The 23,716-nt window shown below is 66.0% G+C and carries 22 protein-coding genes; 10 read left to right on the forward strand and 12 right to left on the reverse strand.

Going from position 1 to position 23,716, the window contains the following annotated elements; all coding sequences use genetic code 11:
• Positions 1-46 precede the first annotated feature (46 nt).
• Together Q4S45_RS00765 and Q4S45_RS00770 are read right to left on the reverse strand one after the other, a co-directional pair.
• Positions 47-868, reverse strand: a complete 822-nt coding sequence (locus Q4S45_RS00765) for a PEP-CTERM sorting domain-containing protein (RefSeq protein ID WP_305508216.1) — start codon at positions 866-868, stop codon at positions 47-49.
• Between the two features lie 144 nt (positions 869-1,012).
• Positions 1,013-1,786: an exodeoxyribonuclease III gene (locus tag Q4S45_RS00770; RefSeq protein WP_305508218.1), complete on the reverse strand. Its 774-nt coding sequence runs from the start codon at positions 1,784-1,786 to the stop codon at positions 1,013-1,015.
• Positions 1,787-1,874: 88 nt separating this feature from the next.
• Between Q4S45_RS00770 and pyrE the strand changes: the two genes are divergently transcribed.
• Positions 1,875-2,537: an orotate phosphoribosyltransferase gene (pyrE, locus tag Q4S45_RS00775; protein WP_305508219.1), complete on the forward strand. Its 663-nt coding sequence runs from the start codon at positions 1,875-1,877 to the stop codon at positions 2,535-2,537.
• 258 nt (positions 2,538-2,795) lie between these two features.
• On the opposite strand, the gene gatB is transcribed toward pyrE, so the two are convergent.
• Genes gatB through gatC form a run of 3 tightly spaced genes read right to left on the reverse strand, consistent with a single transcriptional unit; the run spans position 2,796 to position 6,093 of the window.
• The gene (gene gatB / locus Q4S45_RS00780) at positions 2,796-4,256 is read right to left on the reverse strand and encodes an Asp-tRNA(Asn)/Glu-tRNA(Gln) amidotransferase subunit GatB (protein WP_305508220.1); all 1,461 of its coding nucleotides are present in this window, start codon (positions 4,254-4,256) and stop codon (positions 2,796-2,798) included.
• Between the two features lie 27 nt (positions 4,257-4,283).
• The gene (gene gatA, locus Q4S45_RS00785; protein ID WP_305508222.1) at positions 4,284-5,759 is read right to left on the reverse strand and encodes an Asp-tRNA(Asn)/Glu-tRNA(Gln) amidotransferase subunit GatA; all 1,476 of its coding nucleotides are present in this window, start codon (positions 5,757-5,759) and stop codon (positions 4,284-4,286) included.
• Positions 5,760-5,790: 31 nt separating this feature from the next.
• Positions 5,791-6,093, reverse strand: a complete 303-nt coding sequence (gene gatC / locus Q4S45_RS00790) for an Asp-tRNA(Asn)/Glu-tRNA(Gln) amidotransferase subunit GatC (RefSeq protein WP_305508224.1) — start codon at positions 6,091-6,093, stop codon at positions 5,791-5,793.
• Between the two features lie 318 nt (positions 6,094-6,411).
• Between gatC and Q4S45_RS00795 the strand changes: the two genes are divergently transcribed.
• The 6 genes from Q4S45_RS00795 to Q4S45_RS00820 all read left to right on the forward strand — a co-directional run bounded on the left by Q4S45_RS00795 (position 6,412) and on the right by Q4S45_RS00820 (position 13,114).
• Positions 6,412-7,455 (forward strand): rod shape-determining protein, encoded by a 1,044-nt coding sequence (locus Q4S45_RS00795; RefSeq protein WP_018057985.1) that lies wholly within the window; start codon positions 6,412-6,414, stop codon positions 7,453-7,455.
• 90 nt (positions 7,456-7,545) lie between these two features.
• The gene (gene mreC / locus Q4S45_RS00800; RefSeq protein ID WP_305508228.1) at positions 7,546-8,544 is read left to right on the forward strand and encodes a rod shape-determining protein MreC; all 999 of its coding nucleotides are present in this window, start codon (positions 7,546-7,548) and stop codon (positions 8,542-8,544) included.
• Positions 8,541-9,053 carry a rod shape-determining protein MreD gene (gene mreD, locus Q4S45_RS00805; protein WP_305508229.1) on the forward strand — a complete coding sequence of 171 codons (513 nt, stop codon included), beginning with the start codon at positions 8,541-8,543 and terminating at the stop codon, positions 9,051-9,053. Before mreC ends, mreD begins: the two co-directional genes overlap by 4 nt.
• Before the next feature lie 13 nt (positions 9,054-9,066).
• A complete protein-coding gene (mrdA, locus tag Q4S45_RS00810) occupies positions 9,067-11,043 on the forward strand; it encodes a penicillin-binding protein 2 (RefSeq protein ID WP_305508231.1) in 1,977 nt (658 codons plus the stop codon).
• A gap of 2 nt (positions 11,044-11,045) precedes the next feature.
• A complete protein-coding gene (gene rodA / locus Q4S45_RS00815) occupies positions 11,046-12,161 on the forward strand; it encodes a rod shape-determining protein RodA (RefSeq protein WP_305508233.1) in 1,116 nt (371 codons plus the stop codon).
• On the forward strand, positions 12,158-13,114 hold the full coding sequence (locus tag Q4S45_RS00820) for a septal ring lytic transglycosylase RlpA family protein (RefSeq protein ID WP_305508235.1): 957 nt from the start codon (positions 12,158-12,160) through the stop codon (positions 13,112-13,114). Before rodA ends, Q4S45_RS00820 begins: the two co-directional genes overlap by 4 nt.
• Before the next feature lie 6 nt (positions 13,115-13,120).
• Here the strand turns inward: Q4S45_RS00820 and Q4S45_RS00825 are convergent, their stop codons facing one another.
• Genes Q4S45_RS00825 through argS form a run of 7 tightly spaced genes read right to left on the reverse strand, consistent with a single transcriptional unit; the run spans position 13,121 to position 19,128 of the window.
• On the reverse strand, positions 13,121-13,774 hold the full coding sequence (locus Q4S45_RS00825) for an SPOR domain-containing protein (RefSeq protein WP_305508236.1): 654 nt from the start codon (positions 13,772-13,774) through the stop codon (positions 13,121-13,123).
• Between the two features lie 3 nt (positions 13,775-13,777).
• Positions 13,778-14,506 (reverse strand): type III pantothenate kinase, encoded by a 729-nt coding sequence (locus tag Q4S45_RS00830; protein ID WP_305508238.1) that lies wholly within the window; start codon positions 14,504-14,506, stop codon positions 13,778-13,780.
• A 1-nt stretch (position 14,507) separates the two neighbouring features.
• Positions 14,508-15,275, reverse strand: coding sequence for a biotin--[acetyl-CoA-carboxylase] ligase (locus tag Q4S45_RS00835; RefSeq protein WP_374046070.1), 768 nt, complete (start codon positions 15,273-15,275; stop codon positions 14,508-14,510).
• Positions 15,272-16,039, reverse strand: a complete 768-nt coding sequence (locus tag Q4S45_RS00840) for an SDR family oxidoreductase (protein ID WP_305508240.1) — start codon at positions 16,037-16,039, stop codon at positions 15,272-15,274. The genes Q4S45_RS00835 and Q4S45_RS00840 overlap by 4 nt, the downstream gene beginning before the upstream one ends.
• An 11-nt stretch (positions 16,040-16,050) precedes the next feature.
• Positions 16,051-16,713, reverse strand: a complete 663-nt coding sequence (locus Q4S45_RS00845) for a thiol:disulfide interchange protein DsbA/DsbL (RefSeq protein WP_305508242.1) — start codon at positions 16,711-16,713, stop codon at positions 16,051-16,053.
• Positions 16,714-16,727: 14 nt separating this feature from the next.
• Positions 16,728-17,387, reverse strand: a complete 660-nt coding sequence (locus Q4S45_RS00850) for an SPOR domain-containing protein (protein ID WP_305508244.1) — start codon at positions 17,385-17,387, stop codon at positions 16,728-16,730.
• A gap of 31 nt (positions 17,388-17,418) precedes the next feature.
• Complete coding sequence (gene argS, locus Q4S45_RS00855; RefSeq protein ID WP_305508246.1) at positions 17,419-19,128, reverse strand: arginine--tRNA ligase; 1,710 nt, start codon at positions 19,126-19,128, stop codon at positions 17,419-17,421.
• A gap of 224 nt (positions 19,129-19,352) precedes the next feature.
• Between argS and rsmB the strand changes: the two genes are divergently transcribed.
• Genes rsmB through Q4S45_RS00870 form a run of 3 tightly spaced genes read left to right on the forward strand, consistent with a single transcriptional unit; the run spans position 19,353 to position 23,661 of the window.
• Positions 19,353-20,762, forward strand: coding sequence for a 16S rRNA (cytosine(967)-C(5))-methyltransferase RsmB (rsmB, locus tag Q4S45_RS00860; protein ID WP_305508250.1), 1,410 nt, complete (start codon positions 19,353-19,355; stop codon positions 20,760-20,762).
• A gap of 45 nt (positions 20,763-20,807) precedes the next feature.
• Entirely contained in the window at positions 20,808-21,374 is a 567-nt protein-coding gene (locus Q4S45_RS00865) for a DUF4390 domain-containing protein (RefSeq protein WP_305508252.1), read from the forward strand.
• 1 nt (position 21,375) lies between these two features.
• On the forward strand, positions 21,376-23,661 hold the full coding sequence (locus tag Q4S45_RS00870) for an ATP-binding protein (protein WP_305508254.1): 2,286 nt from the start codon (positions 21,376-21,378) through the stop codon (positions 23,659-23,661).
• The last annotated feature ends 55 nt before the right edge of the window (positions 23,662-23,716 follow it).

The following is a 23,716-nucleotide window of genomic DNA, read 5'->3' on the forward strand; positions in this document are numbered from 1 at the left end:
AAAAAAACCGCGTCAGGAGACGCGGCTTCCGGGCCAGCGCTTGCGATCAGCCCTTGATGCGGCGCTGACGACGCGCCAGTCCAAATCCGGCCATTGCGACGCCGAACAGCGCCATCGATGCCGGCTCCGGGACGGCGTTCGCTTCGATCTGCACATTGATGTCGCTCGACTTGTCCCAACCGTTGCCATTGGAATTGACCGTGCTGACGAAGTCGAGGTTTGCGCCGTTTTGGACGAATTCCTTGAACAAGTTATCCGCGCCATCCGCGGGCGCGACGCCGGCAGCCGCATTCGATGCGTGCATGAAGAACGGACGGAAAGTCGTTTCCGCCGTATTGTCGAGACCAGCGACCGAGAAGTTCTGAAGTTCGCCGCCAGTGACCGTCCAGTTCAGGTTGTTGAAGTCGATCTCGAAGATGTTCAGCAGGTTCCCGAACGATTCGTAATTCTCGCCGCCCGCGTATTGGACCTTCTTGATGGTGATGTTGGCGTTGTCCGTGGTGTTGCCGGTGGTGTTGCCCGACATCAGGTTTGTGAGCGAATTACCGGCGCCGCCGCCGTACAGCGAAATCGAGCTGTAACGGTCGGCGATCAGCGAGGCCGAATTGTTAGATGTAAGCCCGATCACGGCCCAGACGCGTACCGTACTAATATTCCACGTACCTGCGGCAAGCGTGAAATCATCACCGGTGTACTTCGGCGGAGTGGCCTGGTTCGAGCCCCACGCGACGTTGCTGCGGCTGGCGCCAAAACTGTCGTTCAGGTTAGCGGTCGGCAAGCCGCGATCGAAAACAACAGGCGCTGCGTGCGGGGCCGCGCTGGCGAGGATTAATGCGGCAACGGGGGCTTTCAGGATCATTTTGAACATTTTCACTCCTTATGTTAAGTATTGCACATAAAGCATAAAACGTGCCTGAAATCACCGTTCCAAAATCTATAATTGAAACAATGAGTTAAGTGAGACGCCTTAAGTCATGGTCATCATGCTGTAAGAAAACTCGACAGGCTAGCCTCAATCTTCGTGATACTCAATGATCAAAGGCGCATGATCGGAGAAGCGCTCGTCCTTGTAGATCGCGACCGCCTTGGCCTTGCCCGCAATGCCTGGTGTGGCGACGTGATAGTCGATGCGCCACCCAACGTTCTTGGCCCAGGCCTGGCCGCGGTTGCTCCACCAGGTGTACTGCTCCTCGCGCTTGTCCAGGCCGCGGTGCACATCGACGAAACCCACCTCATCGAAGATGCGCGTCAGCCAAGCGCGTTCTTCGGGCAGGAAGCCCGAGTTCTTCTTGTTGCCCTTCCAGTTCTTCAGGTCGATCTCGTTGTGCGCGATGTTCCAGTCGCCGCAGATGACCACTTCGCGGCCCTCGGCCTTCAGTTCCAGCAGGTGCGGCAGGAACACTTCCATGAAACGGAACTTGGCTTCCTGGCGCTCCGGCGACGACGAGCCGGACGGGCAGTACACCGAAATGATGGTCAGGTTGCCGAAATCGCAGCGGGTGTAGCGGCCCTCGGCGTCGAATTCGGCGCAGCCGAAGCCGGTGCGCATCGCGTCCGGCTTGGTGCGGCTGTACACGCCGGTGCCGGAATAGCCCTTCTTCTCGGCATAGTGGAAATGGCCATGATAGCCGCCGGGCGCCAGAAATTCCTCGGTCATGTCGCCGTGCTGCGCCTTCAGCTCCTGCACGCAGATGAAGTCGGCGTCCTGCGCCGCCATCCAGTTGAAAAAACCTTTTTTGTGGGCGGAGCGGATTCCGTTGAGGTTCGCGGAGATAATTTTAGGCATGGTTCCAGTGGGCAAAAGAAGGAGGGCGCGTGCGCTTGCGGTGGCGCGGGATTAAAATACAGCCACTTTTTTATCGACAGGGGTCATCGTGGACAATTTGCGGCAACAGTTTATCGCGTTTTCAGTCTCGGCGGGGGTGTTGCGCTTCGGGGAATTCACGACCAAGGCGGGGCGCCTGTCGCCGTACTTCTTCAATGCGGGCCTGTTCCACGAAGGCGCCACGCTGGCGCAGCTGGCGCAGTTCTACGCGCAGACGCTGCTCGACTCCGGCGTCGAATTCGACATGCTGTTCGGGCCCGCGTACAAGGGCATCACGCTGGCGTCGGCGACCGCGGTGGCGCTGGCGGGCAAGGGGCGCAACACCTCGTTCGCCTTCAACCGCAAGGAAGCGAAGGACCACGGCGAGGGCGGCACCATCGTCGGCGCCAAGCTGCAGGGCAAGGTCGTCATCATCGACGACGTGATTTCGGCCGGCACCTCGGTGCGCGAATCGGTCGACATGATCCGCGCCGCCGGCGCCGAGCCTTGCGCTGTGCTGATCGCGCTGGACCGGATGGAGCGCTCGGGCGCCGACGGCGCGCTGTCGGCCAGTTCGGCGGTGCAGGAAGTGAGCCGCGAGTTTGGCATCCCGGTCATCTCGATCGGCAACCTCGACGACTTGTTCAGCTATCTGTCGCGTGAAGGCGCCGACCCGGAGCTGGCGCGCTATCGCGATGCGGTGTCGGCGTATCGGGCGCGTTACGGGGTGTAAAAATTATGCAATTTTTTGCATAATCAGCATGGATTCCCGCCTGCGCGGGAATGACAGCTTTAGGGCCAACATACTTTGATACGTCATTCCCGCGCAGGCGGGAATCCATACCGAGCATGATCAATCGGTATATCGAAACACGCCTGCGGTCCGAACTAAAGCACCTCGCGCGGGGTCAAAATGACATGGTCATTTTGGATCTGACCCGCTAAACAAAACGGCGACCCTCGGGTCGCCGTTTTTGTAAGCGCCGCTGATTTAGCCGGCCAGCTTCTTCTTTAGCAGCTCCGTCAACTGCGCCGGATTGGCCTTGCCCTTCGACGCCTTCATCGCCTGGCCGATCAGCGCGTTGATCGCCGCTTCCTTGCCCGCGCGGTACTGCTCGACCGACTTGGCGTTCGCCGCCAGCACTTCATCGACGATCGCTTCCAACGCGCCGCTGTCCGAAATCTGGCGCAGGCCCTTCTGGTCGATGATCGCGTCGGCGATCTTCTCGTCGCTCGATTTCGCTTCCCACATCGCCGCGAACACTTCCTTGGCGATCTTGTTGGAGATCGTGCCGTCGGCGATGCGCACCAGCAGCAGCGCCAGCTGCGACGCTTCCACCGGCGAGTCGGCGATGGCGACGTTCTCGCGGTTCAGGGTAGAGGCGACGTCGCCCATCAGCCAGTTGGCAGCCGCCTTGGCGTTCTGCTTGCCGGCGGTCGCCACGACAGCCTCGAAATACGCAGCCATCTCGTGCGACGAGGTCAGGATCAGCGAGTCGTATTCCGGCAGGCCGTAGTCGCTGACGAAACGCGTGCGCATCGCCGCCGGCAGTTCCGGCATGTCGGCCTTGATGCGCGCGATCCACTCTTCGGAAATCTCCAGTGGCGGCAGGTCGGGATCGGGGAAGTAGCGGTAGTCCTGCGCGTCTTCCTTGGTGCGCATCGAGCGCGTTTCCTTCTTGTCCGGATCCCACAGGCGGGTGGCCTGCACGACCTTGCCGCCGTCTTCGATCAGTTCGATCTGGCGCCGCACTTCGTAGTTCACGGCTTCTTCGATGAAGCGGAACGAGTTCAGGTTCTTGATCTCGCAGCGGGTGCCGAATTCCTTCTGGCCGACCGGGCGCACCGAGACGTTGACGTCGCAGCGGAACGAGCCTTCCTGCATGTTGCCGTCGCAAACGCCCAGCCACACCACCAGCGAATGCAGCGCCTTGGCGTAGGCCACCGCTTCCTGGGCGCTGCGCATCTCCGGCTCGGACACGATCTCGAGCAGCGGCGTGCCGGCGCGATTGAGGTCGATGCCGGTCATGCCGTGATAGTCCTCGTGCAGCGACTTGCCGGCGTCTTCCTCGAGGTGGGCGCGGGTCAGGTTGATTGTGCGCGTCTCGAACTTGCCGTCTTTTTCGAAGCCGAAGCTGACCTGGCCGCCGATGACGACCGGATCTTCGAACTGGCTGATCTGGTAGCCCTTCGGCAGGTCGGGGTAGAAGTAGTTCTTGCGCGCGAAGATGGACTGCGGCGCGATCTTCGCGTTGACGGCCAGGCCGAAGCGGATCGCGCGTTCGACGGCGCCCTTGTTCATCACCGGCAGCACGCCCGGCAGCGCCAGGTCGACCGGGCTGGCCTGGGTGTTCGGCTCGGCGCCGAACTGGATCGAGCTGCCGCTGAAAATTTTCGAATTGGTCGTGAGCTGCACGTGGTTCTCAAGACCGATGACGACTTCCCATTGCATAGTGTTCTCTCTTCTTCTCTAGCGGGTTCAGACGCCGGCAGGCGCGCGCGTGTGCCAGTCGGTGACCTGCTGGTACTGGTGGGCGATGCCCAGCAGCTTCGCTTCCGCAAAATAGTTACCGATGATCTGCAGGCCGACCGGGCGCTTGCCGTTCTTTTCGCCCTGGCCGAAGCCGCAGGGGATCGACATGCCGGGCAGGCCGGCCAGGCTGGTCGACAGCGTGAAGATGTCGGCCAGGTAGGCGGCGACCGGGTCGTCGGTCTTCTCGCCCAGGTCCCACGCCACGGTCGGCGCGACCGGGCCCATGATGACGTCGCAGGTCTTGCCCAGCGCGGCCTGGAAGTCGTCGGCGATCAGGCGGCGGATCTTTTGCGCCTTGAGGTAGTAGGCGTCGTAGTAGCCGTGGCACAGCACGTAGGTGCCGACCATGATGCGGCGCTGGACTTCGCGGCCGAAACCTTCGGCGCGGGTCTTCTTGTACATGTCGGCCAGGTCCTTGTACTCGCTGGCGCGGTGGCCGTAGCGCACCCCGTCGAAGCGCGACAGGTTGGACGAGGCTTCGGCCGGCGCGATGATGTAGTAAACAGGGATCGACTGCGACGTCTTCGGCAGCGAGATGTCGACCAGCGTGGCGCCCAGCTTGACGAACTGCTCGAGCGCGGCGCGCACGGCGGCTTCGACGTCGGCGGCCAGGCCTTCGCCGAAATACTCCTTCGGCACGCCGATGCGCAGGCCGGCCAGCGGCGTGTTCAGCTCGCGCGCGAAGTCCTCGCGCATGTTGCCCTGGGCGGCGGTCAGGCAGGTCGAGTCGCGCTCGTCGAAGCCGACCATTTCATTGAGCAGCATGGCGCAGTCTTCGGCCGTCTGCGCCATCGGGCCGCCCTGGTCGAGCGAGGAGGCGAAGGCGATCATGCCGAAGCGCGATACGCGCCCGTAGGTCGGCTTGATGCCGGTGACGCCGCAGAACGAGGCCGGCTGGCGGATCGAGCCGCCGGTGTCGGTGGCGGTGACGGCCGGCGCGATGCGCGCCGCGATCGCCGCGGCCGAGCCGCCCGACGAGCCGCCCGGCACGGCCAGCTTGTCCCACGGGTTCTTGACGGCGCCGAAGAACGAGTTCTGGTTCGACGAACCCATCGCGAATTCGTCGCAATTGAGCTTGCCGAGGGTGACCATGCCGGCCGCGTTGAAGCGCTCGACGACGGTGGCGTTGAACGGGCTGACGTAATTGGCCAGCATCTTCGAGCCGGCGGTCGAACGCCAGCCTTCGGTGACGAAAATGTCCTTGTGGGCGATCGGCACGCCGGTCAGCGGGCCGGCGCTGCCGGCGGCCAGGCGCGCGTCGGCGGAGGCTGCCTGCGCGAGGGTCATGGCCGGGTCGATGTGCAGGAAGGCGTTCAGGTCGCTGGACTGGGCGCGCTGCAGGTAGTGCTGCGCCAGTTCGGTGGCGGAGACCTGCTTCGCGTGCAGCATCTCGGACAGCTGTTTGATGGTTTTAGTATGCATGGCTTCGAGTTCGGATTCGTCGGGGAGTGGCTTATTCGATCACTTTCGGCACGAGGTACAGGCCGTCCTCGGTCTTCGGCGCCGGCGCCTGGTAGGCGTCGCGGCGGTTTTCTTCGGTGACGACGTCCTCGCGCAGGCGCAGGGGGAGGCTGCCGAGGAAAGCGGCGAGCGGCTGTGACAGCGGCGCCACGCCTTCGGTGTCGATCGCCTGCATCTGCTCGGCCAGCGCGAAGATGCCATTCAGTTCACCGAGCGCGGTCTCGGCGTGCGCCTCGTCCATATCGAGTTGGGCCAGGTTGGCGATCCGTTTTACGTCTGAAAGAGTCAGGGACATGGCAATTAACGCGGCGCGGGCCGCGATCGTCTGGTTGAGGAATGGTGAAGAAGTTTACACAACGCCGCACTAAAAGATCGTAAAAGCTTGGCAATGCCGCCGATCTGGCTCGGCACGGCAGTCTGCGATTGAGAGGCTTTTCGGCATTAAACGGGCAAATTATAAGGTAGAATGGCGGGCTAATGCGTTGCCGGCGCCGAAAACGGGCTGTCGCAGCATATAAAGACCATGTCGGCACTGCCCGGCGGGCGGCATGGCGAACGTCACCGACGATCCTTTTAAAAAGCTTAGGCGCAGCGTTTGCGCATCAGGACACACATGTTTGGTTTTTTACGCAGCTACTTTTCGAATGACCTGGCGATCGACCTCGGTACCGCCAACACCCTGATTTACGTGCGCGGCCTGGGCATCGTCCTCGACGAGCCATCGGTTGTCGCAATCCGCCAGGAAGGCGGCCCTAACGGCAAGAAGACCATCCAGGCAGTAGGCAAGGAAGCCAAGCAGATGCTGGGCAAGGTGCCGGGCAATATCGAGGCGATCCGCCCGATGAAGGACGGCGTCATCGCCGACTTCACCGTCACCGAGCAGATGCTCAAGCAGTTCATCCGCATGGTGCACGACTCGAAATTCTTCCGTCCTTCGCCGCGCATCATCATCTGCGTGCCGTGCGGCTCGACCCAGGTCGAGCGCCGCGCAATCCGCGAGTCGGCGCTCGGCGCCGGCGCCTCGCAGGTGTACCTTATCGAAGAGCCGATGGCCGCGGCGATCGGCGCCGGCCTGCCGGTGTCGGATGCGACCGGCTCGATGGTGGTCGACATCGGCGGCGGCACCACCGAAGTGGGCATCATCTCGCTCGGCGGCATGGTCTACAAGGGTTCGGTGCGCGTGGGCGGCGACAAGTTCGACGAGGCGATCGTCAACTACATCCGCCGCAACTACGGCATGCTGATCGGCGAGCAGACCGCCGAAGCGATCAAGAAGGCGATCGGCTCGGCGTTCCCGGGTTCGGAAGTGAAGGAAATGGAAGTCAAGGGCCGCAACCTGTCCGAAGGCATCCCGCGCTCGTTCACGATTTCGTCGAACGAGATCCTCGAAGCGCTGACCGACCCGCTGAACAACATCGTCTCGGCGGTGAAGAACGCGCTCGAGCAGACCCCGCCGGAACTGGGCGCCGACATCGCCGAAAAGGGCATGATGCTGACCGGCGGCGGCGCGCTGCTGCGCGACCTGGACCGCCTGCTGATGGAAGAAACCGGCCTGCCGGTGCTGGTGGCAGAAGATCCGCTGACCTGCGTGGTGCGCGGTTCGGGCATGGCCCTCGAGCGCATGGACAAGCTCGGATCGATCTTCTCGTACGAGTAAAGTGCAGTAGGGGTCTGGTCCTGCGGACCTGACCCCATGTTGACCTGCTGCGGTTGATCCGCACGGTCAGCCTGGTTTCTATTGGAACTCATGGAATACAGTCCTCCGCCACTCTTCAAGCAAGGCGCCCCTGCCCGGGTCAAGGTGACGGTGTTCGCATTCATTTCGATCGCATTGCTGATGCTCGATGCGCGCGTGCACATGCTCGCCACGGTGCGCCAGGCCGCCGGCACCGTGCTGTACCCGTTCCAGATGGCTGCCCTGATGCCGCGCGATGCGATGGCGAACATGGGAAGCTACTTCTCCACTTTATCGTCCCTGCAGCGCGAAGTGCGCGAGCTGAAAAGTCAGCAGGTCGCGGTCGCCCAGCAACTGCAGGCGGCCCAGCTGCAGATGGCCGAAAACGCCCAGCTGCGCAAGCTGATGGGCGCGCGCGAGCACCTGCCCGTCAAGTCGATGATGAGCGAAATCCTGTACGACGCGCGCGACCCGTCCACCCGCAAGGTGGTGCTCGACCGCGGCACGCACCAGGGCGTCGCGCTCGGCCTGCCGGTGATCGACAATGCCGGCGTGGTCGGCCAGGTCACCCGCGTATTCCCGTTCACTTCGGAAGTCACCCTGCTGACCGACAAGGAGCAGGCCATTCCCGTGCAGGTGCTGCGCAACGGCTTGCGCAGCGTCGCCTACGGCCGCGGCCAGTCCGGCCTGCTCGACCTGCGCTTCATGGCGCCGAACGCCGACATCGTCGTCGGCGACGTGCTGATCACGTCCGGCATGGACGGCGTCTATCCGGCCGGCCTGGCGGTGGCGCGCGTGGTGCAGGTCGAGAGCAGCGCCGGCGGCGTGTTCGGCCGCGTGGTGTGCCAGCCGCTGGCCGGCATCGACCGCCATCGCCAGCTCCTGATCCTGATGGCCGCGCCCGACGTGCTGCCGCGCCCTCCGGCCGAGCCGCCCAAGGTGGTGAGCAAGAAGCAGGGCCTGCCGAAAATGACGCCGCTGGAAAACGTGCCGCCGCTGCCGGCGAAAGCCGTTCCCGCGGCGCCGGCGCCCGCCCCGGCTCCGGCGACCGACAAGAAAGCCGCGCCATGAATCGCCCGCACTACATCCTGCAACCGGTCAGCCCGCTGTTCATCGCGGCCAGCCTGACCGGCGCCTTCATGCTCAACCTGTTCCCGTGGGGGCACTGGGTCGGCGCGCCCGATTTTGTCGCGCTGGTGCTGGTGTTCTGGGGCATCCACCAGCCGCGCAAGGTCGGCATCGGCATCGCCTTCTTCATGGGCCTGATGATGGACGTGCACGACTCGACCCTGCTGGGCGAGAACGCGCTGGCCTACACCTTGCTGTCCTACCTGGCGATCATGATCCACCGGCGCGTGCTTTGGTTCCCGGTGATGACCCAGGCCGTGCACGTGTTCCCGCTGCTGCTGTTCACCCAGGCGATCCAGGTCGCGGTGCGCTTCTTCGTGTCCGGCAAATTCCCCGGCTGGCTGCAATTCATCGAAAGCGCCGTGGCGGTGGCCTTGTGGCCCGTCGTGACCTGGCTGCTGCTGGCGCCGCAGCGCCGCGCGGTCGACAAAGACCACACCCGGCCGATCTGACCCGGCTCCCGCAATGACTGAAATTAAAGACAACGACCGCGAAATCCACCTGTTCCGGATGCGCCTGACCGCGGTGGTCGGCTTCGTGTTCATCTGCTTCGCTCTGCTGGTGGCGCGCTTCGTGTGGCTGCAGGTCGTCAAGCACAGCCAGTACATGGCGCAGGCGGAGGACAACCGTATCGCGATCGTGCCGGTGGTGCCGAACCGCGGCCTGATCGTCGACCGCAACGGCGTGGTCCTGGCGCGCAACTACTCGGCCTACACGCTCGAAATCACGCCGTCGAAACTGGAAGCGAACCTCGAATCGGTGATCGACGAACTGGCCAAGCTGGTCGAGATCGAACCGAAAGACCGCAAGCGCTTCAAGCGCCTGCTGGAGGAATCGAAGAGCTTTTCCGGCGTGCCGCTGCGCACCCGACTGACCGACGACGAGGTGGCGCGCTTCACCGCGCAGCGTTTCCGCTTTCCCGGCGTCGAGGTGCAGGCGCGCCTGTTCCGCCAATACCCGCTGGGCGAAGTCGCCTCGCACGTGATCGGCTACATCGGCCGCATCAACAGCGCCGAATCGAAGGTGCTCGAAGAGAGCGAGGACGCGACCAATTACAGCGGCACCGACCATATCGGCAAGGAAGGGCTCGAAAAGAGCTACGAGAAGCAGCTGCACGGCCAGACCGGCTACGAGCAGGTCGAGCGTTCCGCCGGCGGGCGCGCGATCCGCACCTTGTCGCGCACGGCGGCCACGCCAGGCAGCAACCTGATCCTGTCGATCGACATCGAGCTGCAGAAGGTGATCGAGGAAGCATTCGGCGACTTCCGCGGCGCTCTGGTGGCGATCGAGCCGGAGACCGGCGACGTGCTGGCCTACGTGTCGCGTCCGGGGTTCGATCCGAACCTGTTCGTGGACGGCATCGACAGCGCCAACTGGAACGAACTCAATACCTCGCTCGACCGGCCGCTGATGAACCGGCCCTTGTCCGGCATCTATCCGCCCGGCTCGACCTTCAAGCCGTACATGGCGCTGGCCGCGCTGGAACTGGGCAAGCGCCGCCCCGAGTGGGGCTTCAGCGACCCCGGGTTCTTCACGCTGGGCGGGCACCGCTTCAACGACGACAAGAAGGGCGGCCACGGCTATATCGACATGTATCGCTCGATCGTCGTGTCGTGCGACACTTACTACTACCAGCTCGGCAACGAGATGGGCATCGACGCGATCGCCAATTTCATGAAGCCGTTCGGCTTCGGCCAGATCACCGGCATCGACCTCGAACACGAAAAGATGGGCATCCTGCCGTCGCAGGAGTGGAAGCGCGATCGTTTCAAGAAGAACCGCGCCGCGCAGAAATGGGTCGGCGGGGACACCATCTCGATCAGTATCGGCAATGGCTTCAACAGCTACACGCCGATCCAGATGGCGCATGCGATCGCCACGCTGGCCAACAATGGCGTCATCATGAAGCCGCACCTGGTGAAGATCATGGAAGACGGCGCCACGCGGGCGCGCACGCTCACGGTGGCCAAGGAGAGCGGGCGCATTCCGCTCAAGCAGGAAAACATCGACACCATCAAGCGCGCCATGGTCGGCGTCACCAGCGACCAGAGCGGCACCGGCTACCAGGCCTTCCGCAATGCCGGCTACACGGTGGGCGGCAAGACCGGCACCGCGCAGGTGGTCGGCCTGCGCGGCGGTAAATACAATGCGGCGGCCACGCCCGAGCGGCTGCGCGACAACGCGCTGTTTACCGCGTTCGCCCCGGCCGACAAGCCGCGCATCGCGATCGCCGTGGTGGTGGAAAATGCCGGCTTCGGCGCGGCCATCGCGGCGCCGATCGTGCGCAAGGCGCTCGACTTCTACCTGCTGGGCAAGCGGCCCGGTGACAAGACCAAGGTCCCGGTGCCGCAAGAAGACGCGAACGTGCTGCCGGTGGAAGCGCCGGCCGGCGTGAGCAGCGATTTCAAACCAGGCGGTGAAACCCCCGGCAACAAGGAGTAAGCGTGGCGCACTTTCAAGAACGGCGCTCGCTCTGGCGGCGCACCAAGCACTATTTCAATGTATTCGACCCGGCGCTGGCGCTTATCCTGTTCCTGCTGCTGGCCACGGGACTCGTCACGCTCAGCTCCGCCGGCATGGACTTCCCCGGCCGCGTCGAAGGACAGATCCGCAACATCGTGCTGGCCTTCGTCATCATGTGGATCGCGGCGAACGTGCCGCCGCAGACCTTGATGCGCTTCGCGGTGCCGATCTACACGCTCGGCGTCAGCCTGCTGGTGGCGGTGTTCCTGTTCGGGGTGGTGAAGAAGGGCGCGCGGCGCTGGCTGCACATCGGCTTCGACATCCAGCCGTCCGAAATCATGAAGATCGCGATGCCGCTGATGCTGGCCTGGTACTTCCAGCAGCGTTCCGGCATGCTGCGCTGGCATTCGTTCCTGCTGGCGGCGGTGCTGCTGTTCGTCCCGGTAGGCCTGATCGCCAAGCAGCCCGACCTCGGTACCGCGCTGCTAGTGGCCGCGTCGGGCTTCTACGTGATCTTCCTGGCGGGCCTGTCGTGGAAGGCGCTGGTCGGCCTGGTGGCGGCGGTGGGCGCCAGCCTGCCGGTGGCCTGGTCGATGATGCACGACTACCAGCGCGAGCGCGTGATGACGCTGATCGATCCGACTTCCGACCCGCTGGGCAAGGGCTTCCACATCATCCAGTCCACCATCGCGATCGGCTCGGGCGGCGTGATGGGCAAGGGCTACCACAAGGGCACGCAGGCCTATCTCGAATTCATCCCGGAACGCACCACGGACTTCATCTTCTCTGTGTATTCGGAGGAGTACGGCCTGGTGGGCAACCTGTTCCTGCTGTTCCTGTACCTTCTTCTGATCGGCCGCGGCCTGATGATCGCGGCGAACGCGCCGACCCTGTTCACGCGCCTGCTGGCCGGCGCGATCACGATGATCTTCTTCACCTACGCCTTCGTCAACATGGGCATGGTCAGCGGCATCCTGCCGGTGGTCGGCGTGCCTCTGCCGTTCATGAGCTACGGCGGCACCGCGCTGTTCACGCTGGGCCTGGGCGCCGGCATCCTGATGAGCATTCAGAAAAACCGCAAGCTGGTGCAGACATGATGCGGCGCCTGATTTGCGTGGCGGCGGCGCTGGCGCTGGCCGCCTGCGGCACGACGCAGCACAAGCCGGCGGCGCCGGTTCCGGCCTCTCCGCGCGCGCCGGTGGCCGCCCATCCCAAGGCCGTGGACCTGCCGGCGTTGCCGGCCGCCGGCTCGGGCCGGGGCGGCTACTATCTCGACGACGGGCCGGGTGACAATCCGCCGCCGGGCCTGCGCGACGTGCCCGATGCGGTGGTCAAGGCCGAGGTGCTGTCGAAGTACGGCAACCGGCCCTACGTCGTGTTCGGGAAAACCTACACGCCGGTGACCGGCGACGCGCCGTTCACGCAGCGCGGCGTCGCCAGCTGGTACGGCAAGAAGTTCCACGGGCAGCGCACGTCGTCGGGCGAGCTTTACGACATGTACAAGATGACGGCTGCCCATCCGACCTTGCCGATTCCGTCGTATGCGCGGATCACGAGCCTGGCGACCGGCAAATCGGTGGTGGTGCGCGTCAACGACCGCGGGCCTTTCCATTCGAGCCGCGTGGTGGACGTTTCCTACACGGCGGCGCTGAAACTGGGCCTGCTGGGGAAGGGCAGCCACGAGGTTGAAATCGAACGCCTGTTTGCCGGCAGGCCGGAGCAGCCCACACCGGTGACGACGCTGGTGGTGGAAGAGCACACGTTGCAGGAGAACGAGGCGCGCGTGGAAGCGGCGCCGCTGGTGCGCCGGCAGACCGACGGTTTTTATCTGCAGCTTGGCGCCTTCGGCAGACAGGAGAGCGCGGCCGGCGTGCGCAGCCGCGTGCTCGCATCGGGCGCGGTGGAACAGGTGGAAGTGGTGCAGGCCGGCGCCGTGCACCGGCTGTACGGCGGCCCGTTCGCCAGCCGCGACGAAGCGTTGAAGGCGGCGCGCGCGCTGCCTTCAACGCTGGGAATCAAGCCGATCGTGGTGAGACGCAGCGCCGACTGAACCGGATTACTTGCAGGAGCCGGTTTCGGCCGAAGCAAAACTGCCCGCGATATCCACGATGCGCGCCTTCGCGGCGGCATCGATGCCGCGGAAGCGGAACTCCACCTTTTCGGCCGAACCGCCGCGCGAGGCGATGCGCGCGCTGTGCACGCCCTGCTTGACCAACGAGGCCAGCAAGGCCTGCGCCGCCGCTTCCGATTTGAACACCCCAAGCGAAATGCCCCACTTCATCGCCGAGCTGTCGGACATGATGAAGTAGTCGGTCACGCCCAGCGCCTTCAGCTCGCCGGCCTTCTTCTCGGCGCCTTCCTTGCTGCCTTGCGGCGGAATGTAGACGATGTGGCTGGTGGCGTCGGAGCCCGCGCTGGTTTCGCGCTTCATGCGATCGCCCAGTTGCAGCGACGCGAGCCGGGATTCGAAGCGCCGCGCCTCCGCGGCGGCGAGATTGCCGACCGCGAGGCAGGCGACCGTTTCCGCCGCTTTGGACGGCTCGGCCGGCGCCGGCGGCGCCGCGACCATTACCATCTTGCCGGCATTGAGCTGGTTCTTCATGCGCGCCGGCTCGTGCTCATTGCCGCTGAAATGCCCAAGCATGCCCTGGCTGTAGGCGAGCAGCACGGCGTTCGCCGCCAGCAGGGACCAGAAGATAAATTTCAGCACCGGCTATTCCCCCGAGATTGCGGCGGCGTGCAAGCCGGCCAGCACGATGTTGTCGACCATCCGGCACGGCGCCGACAGCGCCGGTGCGATGTAGCGCGCCGCGCCGCCCGACAGCATGCACAGGCTGGCGCCGAGCAGGCGGCACGCGCGCTCGATGGCGCCGGCCTGCGCCGACACGCAGCCGGACAGGATCGCGTCGTCGGTATTGTCGGCGAAACCGGCCGGCACCGCGCCGGCCGGGGCGATATGCGGCAGCTGCGCCGTGTTGCGCGCCAGCGAACTGGCCATCAGGCCGAGGCCCGGCAGGATCATCCCGCCCAGGAAGCGGCCATCCGCGGTGAGCGCGTCGATGGTGGTCGCGGTGCCGCAGGTGGCTACCACCAGCGCCTTGCCCGGCTCCAGCGCGCGTGCGCCGATGGCGGCGGCGAAGCGGTCGCTGCCCAGCTGCGCCGGATCGCGATAGCCGTTGCGCACGCCCGCGCGCCGCGGCACGGAGGCGAACCACTCGCATTCGACCGCAGGCAGAATTTGTTCGAGCGAGGCACGCACGCCGGGTCCGGCCACGTTGGACACGATCGCGCGCGTGAGCGCGTGCTGCGCCCAACTGGCCTGCATCGACGGCAATTCGTCATGCGCGGCGGCGCCGGAAGCGATCCATTCGCCCACGGCCGCATCGTCGGCGGCGAGCGCCCATTTGACGCGGGTGTTGCCGGCGTCGATCAGCAGCAGCATCTCAGGCGCCTCCCAGCCGCAGCGACACGTCGCCGGCCAGCACGGCGACGCGGCCCGCATCGGTGTCGAGCAGCAGGCGGCCGCTGTCGTCCACGCCCACGGCCAGTCCCTGCTGGACACATTCACCGTTGTCGAGGATGCGCACCGGCTGGCCGCGCCATCCGTGCAGGGCGTCCCAGCGCGCGCGGAAGGCGCCGAAGCCCGCCTGTTCGAACTGATTCATCGCCGCGGCCAGCGCGTCGAGCAGGGCGGCCATCAGCACGTTGCGATCCATGCGCGCCAGCCAGGGCGCAGTCGCCACCGCGCGGCCGATGCGCGTTTCGAGATCGGCAGGCATCTGAAGGTTCAGGCCGATGCCGATCACCGCCCAGGTGCCGCCGTCGGGCGCACCCTGGGTTTCGATCAGGATGCCGGCCAGCTTCTCGCCGTCCTTGAGCACATCGTTCGGCCACTTCAGCTGCACCGGAACGTCGAGCGCGCCGAGCGCCTCGGCCAGCGCGACGCCCACCGCCAGCGGCAGCCCGAGCAGGCGCTGCGGCGAGCCTTCGAATTTCCAGGCCAGCGAAAAGGTCAGCGAATCGCCGGGCGCCGACAGCCAGCTGCGTCCGGCGCGGCCGCGGCCCGCGGTCTGGTGTTCGGCAACCAGCAGCAGAGGGCGGGCGAGGCCGGCCGCGCGCGCCATCAGGTCGGCGTTGGTGGAGCCGGTTTGCGCCACCACTTCCACGTCGGCGGCGGCAGTGCGCAGCGCCATGATGGCGGCGGCGTTCACAGCGCGCTCCCGCGCGGCTTGCGCGGCGCGCGCACGAAGGCCTTGTCGTACACCGCGTTCGGCAGTGCGCGCAGCAGCTTGGCGACCACGCCCATCTGCCACGGGATGACGCGGTAGCTGTCGCCGGCGGCGATCGCCGCGGCGGCCTTTTCGGCGAAGCGCGCGGCCGGCATCAGGAAGGGCATCGGGTAGGGATTGTTCTGGGTCATCGGGGTGTCGATGTAGCCGGGCGCGATGGTGACGACGCGCACGCCATGCGGCTTGAGTTCGAGGCGCAGCGATTCGCAGTAGCTCAGCACCGCCGCCTTCGATGCGCTGTAGGCGCCGGCGCCGGGCAGGCCGCGGATGCCGGCCACGCTGCCGATGCCGACCAGCGTGCCGCCATGCGTTTTCATGCCGGCGATGAAGGGCGCGAACGTCGCGACGGTGGCGCTGACGTTGGTCGCGAGGATGGTGTCGAACACCGCCAGGTCTTCGGCATGCTCGGTCAGCGTGCCCGCCGAGACGCCCGCATTGGCGATGACGATGTCGGCGCCGCCCACGCTGGCGATGAAATCCGCGGCCGCCGCGGCAAGGGCCGCGCGGTCGGTGACGTCGGCTTCATACACGCGATGGCGTTCGGGATTGGGCAGGCTGGCGGCAAGCTCCTCGAGCGCGCCACGGCGGCGCGCCAGCAGTCCGAGCGTGGCGCCCTGGGCGGCATATTCGCGCGCCAGCGCCGCGCCGAGGCCGCTCGAGGCGCCGGTGATGAAGACGCGTTTCATGGCGCGCGTGCCTATTTCTTTTCCGCTTTCGCTTTCGCGACGAGGTAGTCCATGACCTTGAGCGCCGCCTGCTGCTGCGCGTCCTCGGTCTGCGCGGACTTGTCGGCCTCGCCGGCGATCGACGGCGAGGTGATGAAGCGGCCGTCCACGGCGACCAGCGGCCACTCGTTGACGCGATAGGCCCCCATCAGCGCGTTGGCGCGGCGCAGCTTGGCCTGCACGCCGAACGACTTCCAGGCTTCGACGAAACGGGCGCGGTCGATGCCGGCCTTCGCGGCCCAGTCGAACACGGCATCGTCGGTGGCAAGGCGCAGCCGCTCGATGTGCATCGCGTCGAACGCCTTCTGGTGATACGGATCGAGCATGCCCAGCGCTTCGAGCGTGTAGAACAGATGCTGCTGCGCCGCGATGCCGCCGCTGCCGCCCACATGGACGCGCTTGAACACGATGTTCGCGCCCTGCTTTTTGACCCAGGCGCTGATCAGGGGCTCGAAGCGGTTGCAGTGAGGGCAGTAGTAGGCGAAGAATTCGGTGACTTCAACCTTGTTGCCGGCGTCGGTGTTCTGCGCCTCCGGCAGGGTCAGGTAATCGGCGCCGTTCTTCGGCTCCGCCGCGGCGGCAAAACCGGCCAGCACAAGGGCGGCCGCGCACAGCAAGGTACGGATCAATCGCATCGAATACTCCTGGCTTATTTCTGGTTGCGGACGATGGCGACGTCAACGCCGCTGTCGATCAGTTTGGCGCGCGCGCGATCCCTTGCCTCGACCTGGCTGAACGGCCCGATGCGCACGCGGTGCAGCACACCGGCGTCGCTGGTGCGGTCGCTGATCGACGCTTCGAAGCCGAGCAGGGCCAGCTTGGCGCGGGTCGCTTCCGCATCCGACATCTCGCGGAATGCGCCGGCCTGCAGGAAGTAGACCACCTTGTCGTCGGCCGCCGCTTCGGTGCGCGCGGCAACGACGCGCGCCAGTTCGTGCGGTGCCGGCGCTTCGGCCGCCGGCGGCGCGACGGGCGCCTTGCCCTCGGCCTTCAGGTCGGCCGGATCCTTCAGGCCCGCGATGACTTTCGCCAGCGGGTCGGCGTCCGCCGCAGGCTTGGCCTTCTCGGCGAACTGCTTGTTCGCCTCGCGCGCCGCGTCGCGGCTGCCGTACAGCGGCTTGTTCGGATCGGTCACCTGGCCCGGTGTCGGATCGGTCGGCTTGCCCGCCTTGGCGCTCTTTTCGGTGAACGGCGTCGAACCCTTGGTGATGACGAGCGCCACCGCCACCGCGATGCCCAGGCCGACGATCAGGCCGATGATGAGTCCCGTGAGGGTGTTGCCTTGCTGGCGGCGAGGAGTAAGGTGCATTGGTGCCTTCAGGTTGACTGTCCGGGAGCGGTTACATCTTGTTCGGCGCGGAGACGCCGATCAGCGCGAGGCCGTTGCGCAGCACCTGGCGGGTGGCGACCATCAGCGCCAGGCGCGCCATCTTGGTCGCCTCGTCGTCCACCAGCACGCGCTCGGCGTTGTAGTAGCCGTGCAGTTCGCCGGCCAGGTCGCGCAGGTAGAACGCGATCTGGTGCGGGCCCAGCTCGGTGAGCGCGCGCTCGAGCGCTTCAGGGTAGTGCGCCAGGGTCGCCAGCAGGGTCGCTTCGCGCGGGGCGGTCAGCGGCGACAGGTCCACGCCGGCGAGGGTCGATTCGTCGCCGTTCCATTGCGCCAGCACCGAGCAGATGCGCGCGTGGGCGTACTGCACGTAGTAGACCGGGTTCTCGTCCGAGTGCTTCAGCGCGACGTCCACGTCGAACACGAATTCGGTGTCGGCCTTGCGCGAGATGAGGAAGAAGCGCACCGCGTCGCGGCCGCGCGCGATGTCGCCGTTGCCGGACCATTCGATCAGGTCGCGCACGGTCACGTACGAGCCGGCGCGCTTGGAGATCTTGACCTCTTCGCCGTTCTTCATCACGGTGACCATCTTGTGCAGGATGTAGTCGGGATAGCCCTGGGCGATGCCCATGTCCACCGCCTGCAGGCCGGCGCGCACGCGCGCGATGGTGCCGTGGTGGTCGCTGCCCTGGATGTTGATCGCCTGGACGAAGCCGCGCTGCCACTTGACGATGTGGTAGGCCACGTCCGGCACGAAGTAGGTGTAGGTGCCGTCGGACTTGCGCATCACGCGGTCCTTGTCGTCGCCGTAGTCGGTGGTGCGCAGCCACAGCGCGCCGCCGTCCTCGAACGTATGGCCGGCCGCGACCAGGGTATCGACCGCCTTGTTCACCTTGCCGTCGGCGTACAGCGACGACTCGAGGAAGTAGTTGTCGAACTTGACGCCGAAGGCCTGCAGGTCGATGTCCTGCTCGTTGCGCAGGTAGGTCACGGCGAACGAGCGGATCGAGTCGATGTCCTCGACGTTCTTGCTGGCGGTGGCGGGCAGGCCGTCGCTGGCGGAGACGGTCCTGCCAAGCTTGAAGTCCTCGGCGATGTCGGCGATGTAGTCGCCGTTGTAGGCCGACTCGGGCCACTGGGTGTCGCCCGGGCGGAAGCCTTTCAGGCGCGCCTGCACCGAGTTGGCCAGGGTCTGGATCTGCACGCCGGCGTCGTTGTAGTAGAACTCGCGGGTGACGGCGTAGCCCTGCGACTCGAACAGGGCCGACAGCGCATCGCCCAGCGCGGCCTGGCGGCCGTGGCCCACGTGCAGCGGGCCGGTCGGATTGGCCGAGACGAATTCGATGATGACCTTCTTGCCGGCGCCGGCTTCGCTGCGGCCGTATTGGGCGCCTTGCGCCAGGATGGTGGAGACCACCGACTGCTTGGCGCTGGCGGCCACGCGCAGGTTGATGAAGCCGGGGCCGGCGACGTCGGCCGCTTCGACCAGGCCTTGTGCGGCGGGATCGGCCAGCAGGGCGGCGACGATCTTGGTCGCCAGCTCGCGCGGGTTCATTTTCAGCTGCTTGGCCAACTGCATCGCGATGTTGCAGGCGACGTCGCCGTGCGCCGGATCGCGCGGCCGCTCGAGCACCACGGCGGGCGCCAGGTCGGTGCCGGCGGTCAGTGGGGCGAGGGCGGCCTGGAACAGGGCGACGATTTCAAGTTTTTGTTGGGCGAGCATGTGCTGGTGTTCTGTCAGAGTGAAAAAGGCGGTGGCTGAGCCACAGGCAAACAGTGCCCATTATACTGGTTTGAAGCCGTGTGGAATATGTTGCCTATGATACAGTTTTGAGCGATTTCGTTGCCAAAATGTATCGTTTTTGATGCGCCGCAAGCCTTAGCCGTTACAATTGGCGCCTTTATATAGTGGGCGCCGCGGCGTCCGCGCCTCACGCAAAGACCATCATGACAGCCAAGCGCCCAACGCTCTCCATCAAGCCTTCAGCGCCAAAAGCGCCTCCCCGCGTGCGCGCCAGCTATGAAGTCAAGCCGGTGCTGCAGCCAGGCTACCTGCCGCAGTTGAAGGCCGATTCGCTGGCGCTGGCGCTGCTGGGCGCCGCCAACGCGGTGTCGCAGGTGCGCGCCGGCGTGACCTTGCCGCAGGCCCTGACCACCGCGTTCGGCGTCACCCAGGCCACGCCGCAGACGCGCGGCGCGATCCAGGACATCGCCTACCGCACCATGCGTCAGCTGGGACGCAGCGAGACCCTGCTCGGCCTGATGACGTCCAAGGCGCCGGAGCCGCCGATGCTCGCCAGCCTGCTGTGCTGCGCGCTGGCGCTGATCGACACGCCCGACGGCGCCAAGCCGCCGTACGAGGAATTCACCGTGGTCGACCAGACCGTCACCGTCGCCGCCTCGCACCCTGACATGGCGCACGCCAAGGGCATGGTCAACGCCGTGCTGCGCCGCTTCCTGCGCGAGCGCGAAGAGCTGGTGAAGACCGCGTTGCTGCAGCCGGTGGCGCAATGGAACTACCCGCAGTGGTGGATCGACACGGCGAAGGCGGCCTATCCGCACAACTGGCAGGCGATCCTCGCGGCCGGCAACGAGCAGCCGCCACTGACCCTGCGCGTCAACGTGCGCAAGACCACGGTCGAAGCGTACTTACAAACCCTGCAGGACGCCGGCATCGGCGCGACCCGCATCGGCCCGTCGGCGGTGCGGCTCGACAAGGCGATCGGCGTGAATCTGATCCCCGGCTTCGACGCGGGCCTGTGCTCGGTGCAGGACGCCGGCGCCCAGCTGGCCGCGCCGCTGCTCGATGTCCATGACGGCATGCGCGTGCTCGACGCCTGCGCCGCCCCGGGCGGCAAGACCGGCCACGTGCTCGAACTGGCCGACGTCGACCTGACCGCGGTGGACGCCGATCCCAAGCGCCTGGTGCGCGTCGAAGAGAACCTGCAGCGCCTCGGCCTGACGGCCACGCTCAAGGCGTTCGAGGCGCAGACGAAGGTCTGGTGGGACGGCGAGCCGTTCGACCGCATCCTGACCGACGTGCCATGCACCGCCTCGGGCATCGTGCGGCGCCACCCCGACATCCGCTGGCTGCGGCGCAAGGGCGACGCGCTCCAACTTGCAACACTTTCATCCAAAATTCTCGACAACCTTTGGCAGATGCTGCGGCCCAATGGTAAATTGCTGTTCGTGACCTGCTCGCTGTGGCCCCAGGAATCGGAGGCCCAGGCGGCGGCATTTGCGGCGCGCCACGGAGCGATCCGGCTCGACGCGCCCGGCCAGCTGCTTCCCACCGGAGGCGCGGAGGAGGATCACGACGGATTGTTCTACGCCCTGTTCCAGAAAAGCGCGGCGTGACGGGTCTTTGACCATGCGATGTTTTTTTAAGGTTTCGGCCCACTTGTGACAACCCGATTTTTTCGACTCCTCGCCTGCCAGCTGCTGCTGTTGTTCGCGTGCGCGCAGGCGCTGGCGGCCGACACGGTCGACGTCGTGCATGCGCATATCGAGTCGACCGAAGATGGTTACAAGCTGGCGGCCAGCTTCGCGTTCGACCTCAATCACGACCTCGAGGACGCGCTGCAGCACGGCGTCAAGCTGCACTTCACCACCGAAATCGAGCTGACCCGCCCGCGCTGGTGGTGGGTGTATGACGAAAAGGCCGTGGCGACGCGCCAGACCCTGATGATCTCCTACGACGCGCTGCTGCGCCGCTATAACGTGCGCGCGCTGGGCAGCGTCCAGCAAAGCTTCCCCACGCTCGACGAAGCGCTGCTGATGATCCGGCGCCCTAGCCGCTGGGTCATCGCGCCGCGCGGCGCGCTCAAGCCGGGCGAGACCTACAACGTCAGCGTGCGCATGTTCATGGACCGCGCCTTCCTGGAAAAGCCGCTGCAGGTCAACGCCTTCAACAACGCCGGATGGCAGCTCAGCTCCGGCAAGAAATACTTCAGCTACAGGGCGGAGTAAGGTGAAGCAAGCCTTGCGGTATGGCGTGATCGTCGGCGGAGCTTTGGTCAGCATCCTGCTGTTCCTGCTCGCCACCGCGTCCGAAAATTCCAGCTTCCTCGACCGCTACTATTCCTGGCTGCTCGGCCTGAACGCCGCCGTCGCCGGCGCGCTCCTGATCTTCGTGGTGGTCGCGCTGGGCCGCCTGTACGCACGCTTCAGGGCCGGCAAATTCGGCTCGCGCCTGATGGCGCGCCTGGTGCTGCTGTTCGCCATGATCGGCATCCTGCCTGGCCTGGTGATCTTCCTGGTCTCGGTGCTGTTCGTGTCCAATTCGATCGAATCGTGGTTCGACGTGAAGATCGAGGCCGCGCTCAAGTCCGGCCTCGACCTCGGGGTGGCGGCGCTCGACCAGGCGCTGGCCGAACTGGGCGCCAACACCCAGGTGGCCAGCGCCACGCTGGCCGGGCAGGACGGCCCGGCGTCGCAGGCGATCCTGAACCGCATCGTCAGCGAGCAGGACGGCATCCAGAGCGCGATGCTGGTGGACGCCGACGGCAAGCTGCTGGTGGCCGCGTCCGACGACAAGAACGCCAACATGGCGGCCGACCTGCCGACGCCGGCCATGATCAAGCAGGCCATGATGCCGAGCGGCTTCATGCAGTCCGAAGGCGGCATCGAGCGCGACTTCAAGGAAGCCGCATCTGCCGCCTCCGACGGGCTCGACGCGGCCACCGGGCTGCGCATGCGCGCCGTGATGGCGGTGCCGGAGCCGCCGGGCACCGCGCCGCACTTCCTGCAGCTGCTGCAGTCGGTGCCGGTCAACCTGGCCACCAACGCCGAGGTGCTGCGCAACGCCAACAGCGAATACAAGTCGCGCTTCGTGGCCCGCGTGGGCCTGCGCAAGATGTACATCGTGACGCTGACGCTGACGCTGCTGCTGGCGATCTTCGGCGCCGTCGCCAGCGCCTTCCTGATCGCGTCTAACCTGGCGGCGCCGCTGCTGGTGCTGGCCGAAGGCACGCGCGCGGTGGCCGAGGGCGACCTGTCGCCGCGCCCGATCGTCGAAACGTCCGACGAACTGGGCACCCTGACCCAGTCGTTCAACGCCATGACCGGCCAGCTGTTCGAAGCGCGCAGCGCGGTCGAGCGCAACCGCGCCGCGCTGCAAAGCGCCAAGGTCCACCTCGAGTCGGTGCTTGCCAACATGTCGGCCGGCGTGATCGTGCTCGACTCCGACTTCAACGTGGTCAACGCCAACGACGCGGCCGACCGCATCCTGCTCAGCGAGGTCGGCGCGCACCAGGGCCGCGCGCTGTCCGAGATCGAAGGCCTGGAAGTGTTCGCCGGCGCCGCCACGCGCGCCTTCTCGGCGCAGAGCGCGCAGTCGGCCGCCGGCGGCGCGCGCCAGCGCACCCACTGGCAGCAGGAGATCGAGATCCCGCGCCGGGTCGGCACCGCGGACGACCACGACATCACCTTGCTGGCGCGCGGCTCGCGCCTGCCGGTGGGCGCCGGCAGCGGCTACATCGTGGTGTTCGACGATATCTCGGACGTGATCTCGGCCCAGCGCTCGGTGGCCTGGGGCGAGGTGGCGCGCCGGCTGGCGCACGAAATCAAGAACCCGCTGACGCCGATCCAGCTGTCGGCCGAACGCCTGCAGATGAAGCTGGAGGGCCACCTGGCGCCGGCCGACGCCGAGCTGCTCCACCGCAGCACCAGCACCATCGTCAACCAGGTCGACGCGATGAAGCGCATGGTCGACGACTTCCGCGACTATGCCAAGGCGCCGCCGGCGGTGCTGCAGCGGCTCGACCTGAACCGCCTGATCGGCGACATCCTCGACCTGTACCTGGCCGGCGACGAGACCGACATCATCCACGCGAAGCTGGCGCCGGACCTGCCGGCGGTGATGGGCGACGCGACCCAGCTGCGCCAGGTGATCCACAACCTGCTGGCCAACGCGCAGGATGCGATGGGCGAGCGTCCGCCAGGCGCGCCGCCGGCCCGCATCGACCTGACCACCGAGGCGATCTATTACCAGAACGCCGAGGGCGGGCAGGGCACCGCGGTGCGCCTGGCGATCGTCGACAACGGCCCGGGCTTCGCGCCGCGCATCCTGTCGCGCGCGTTCGAGCCCTACGTCACGTCGAAAGCGCGCGGCACCGGGCTGGGGCTGCCGATGGTGAAAAAAATCATCGATGAACACGGCGGACGCATCGACATCCAGAACCGGCAGGACGGATCCGGCGCGTCGGTCCTGATTTTGCTGTTAAAGTTAGCGCCTGAGGCCGCAAATATGGCATAAACGCCGCTGCGCACATACAATCGCACTTAGAATACCGTTTATCGACCGCTGCGCA

Source organism: Massilia sp. R2A-15 (assembly GCF_030704305.1).
Classification (GTDB): Bacteria; Pseudomonadota; Gammaproteobacteria; order Burkholderiales; family Burkholderiaceae_D; genus JAFCUW01.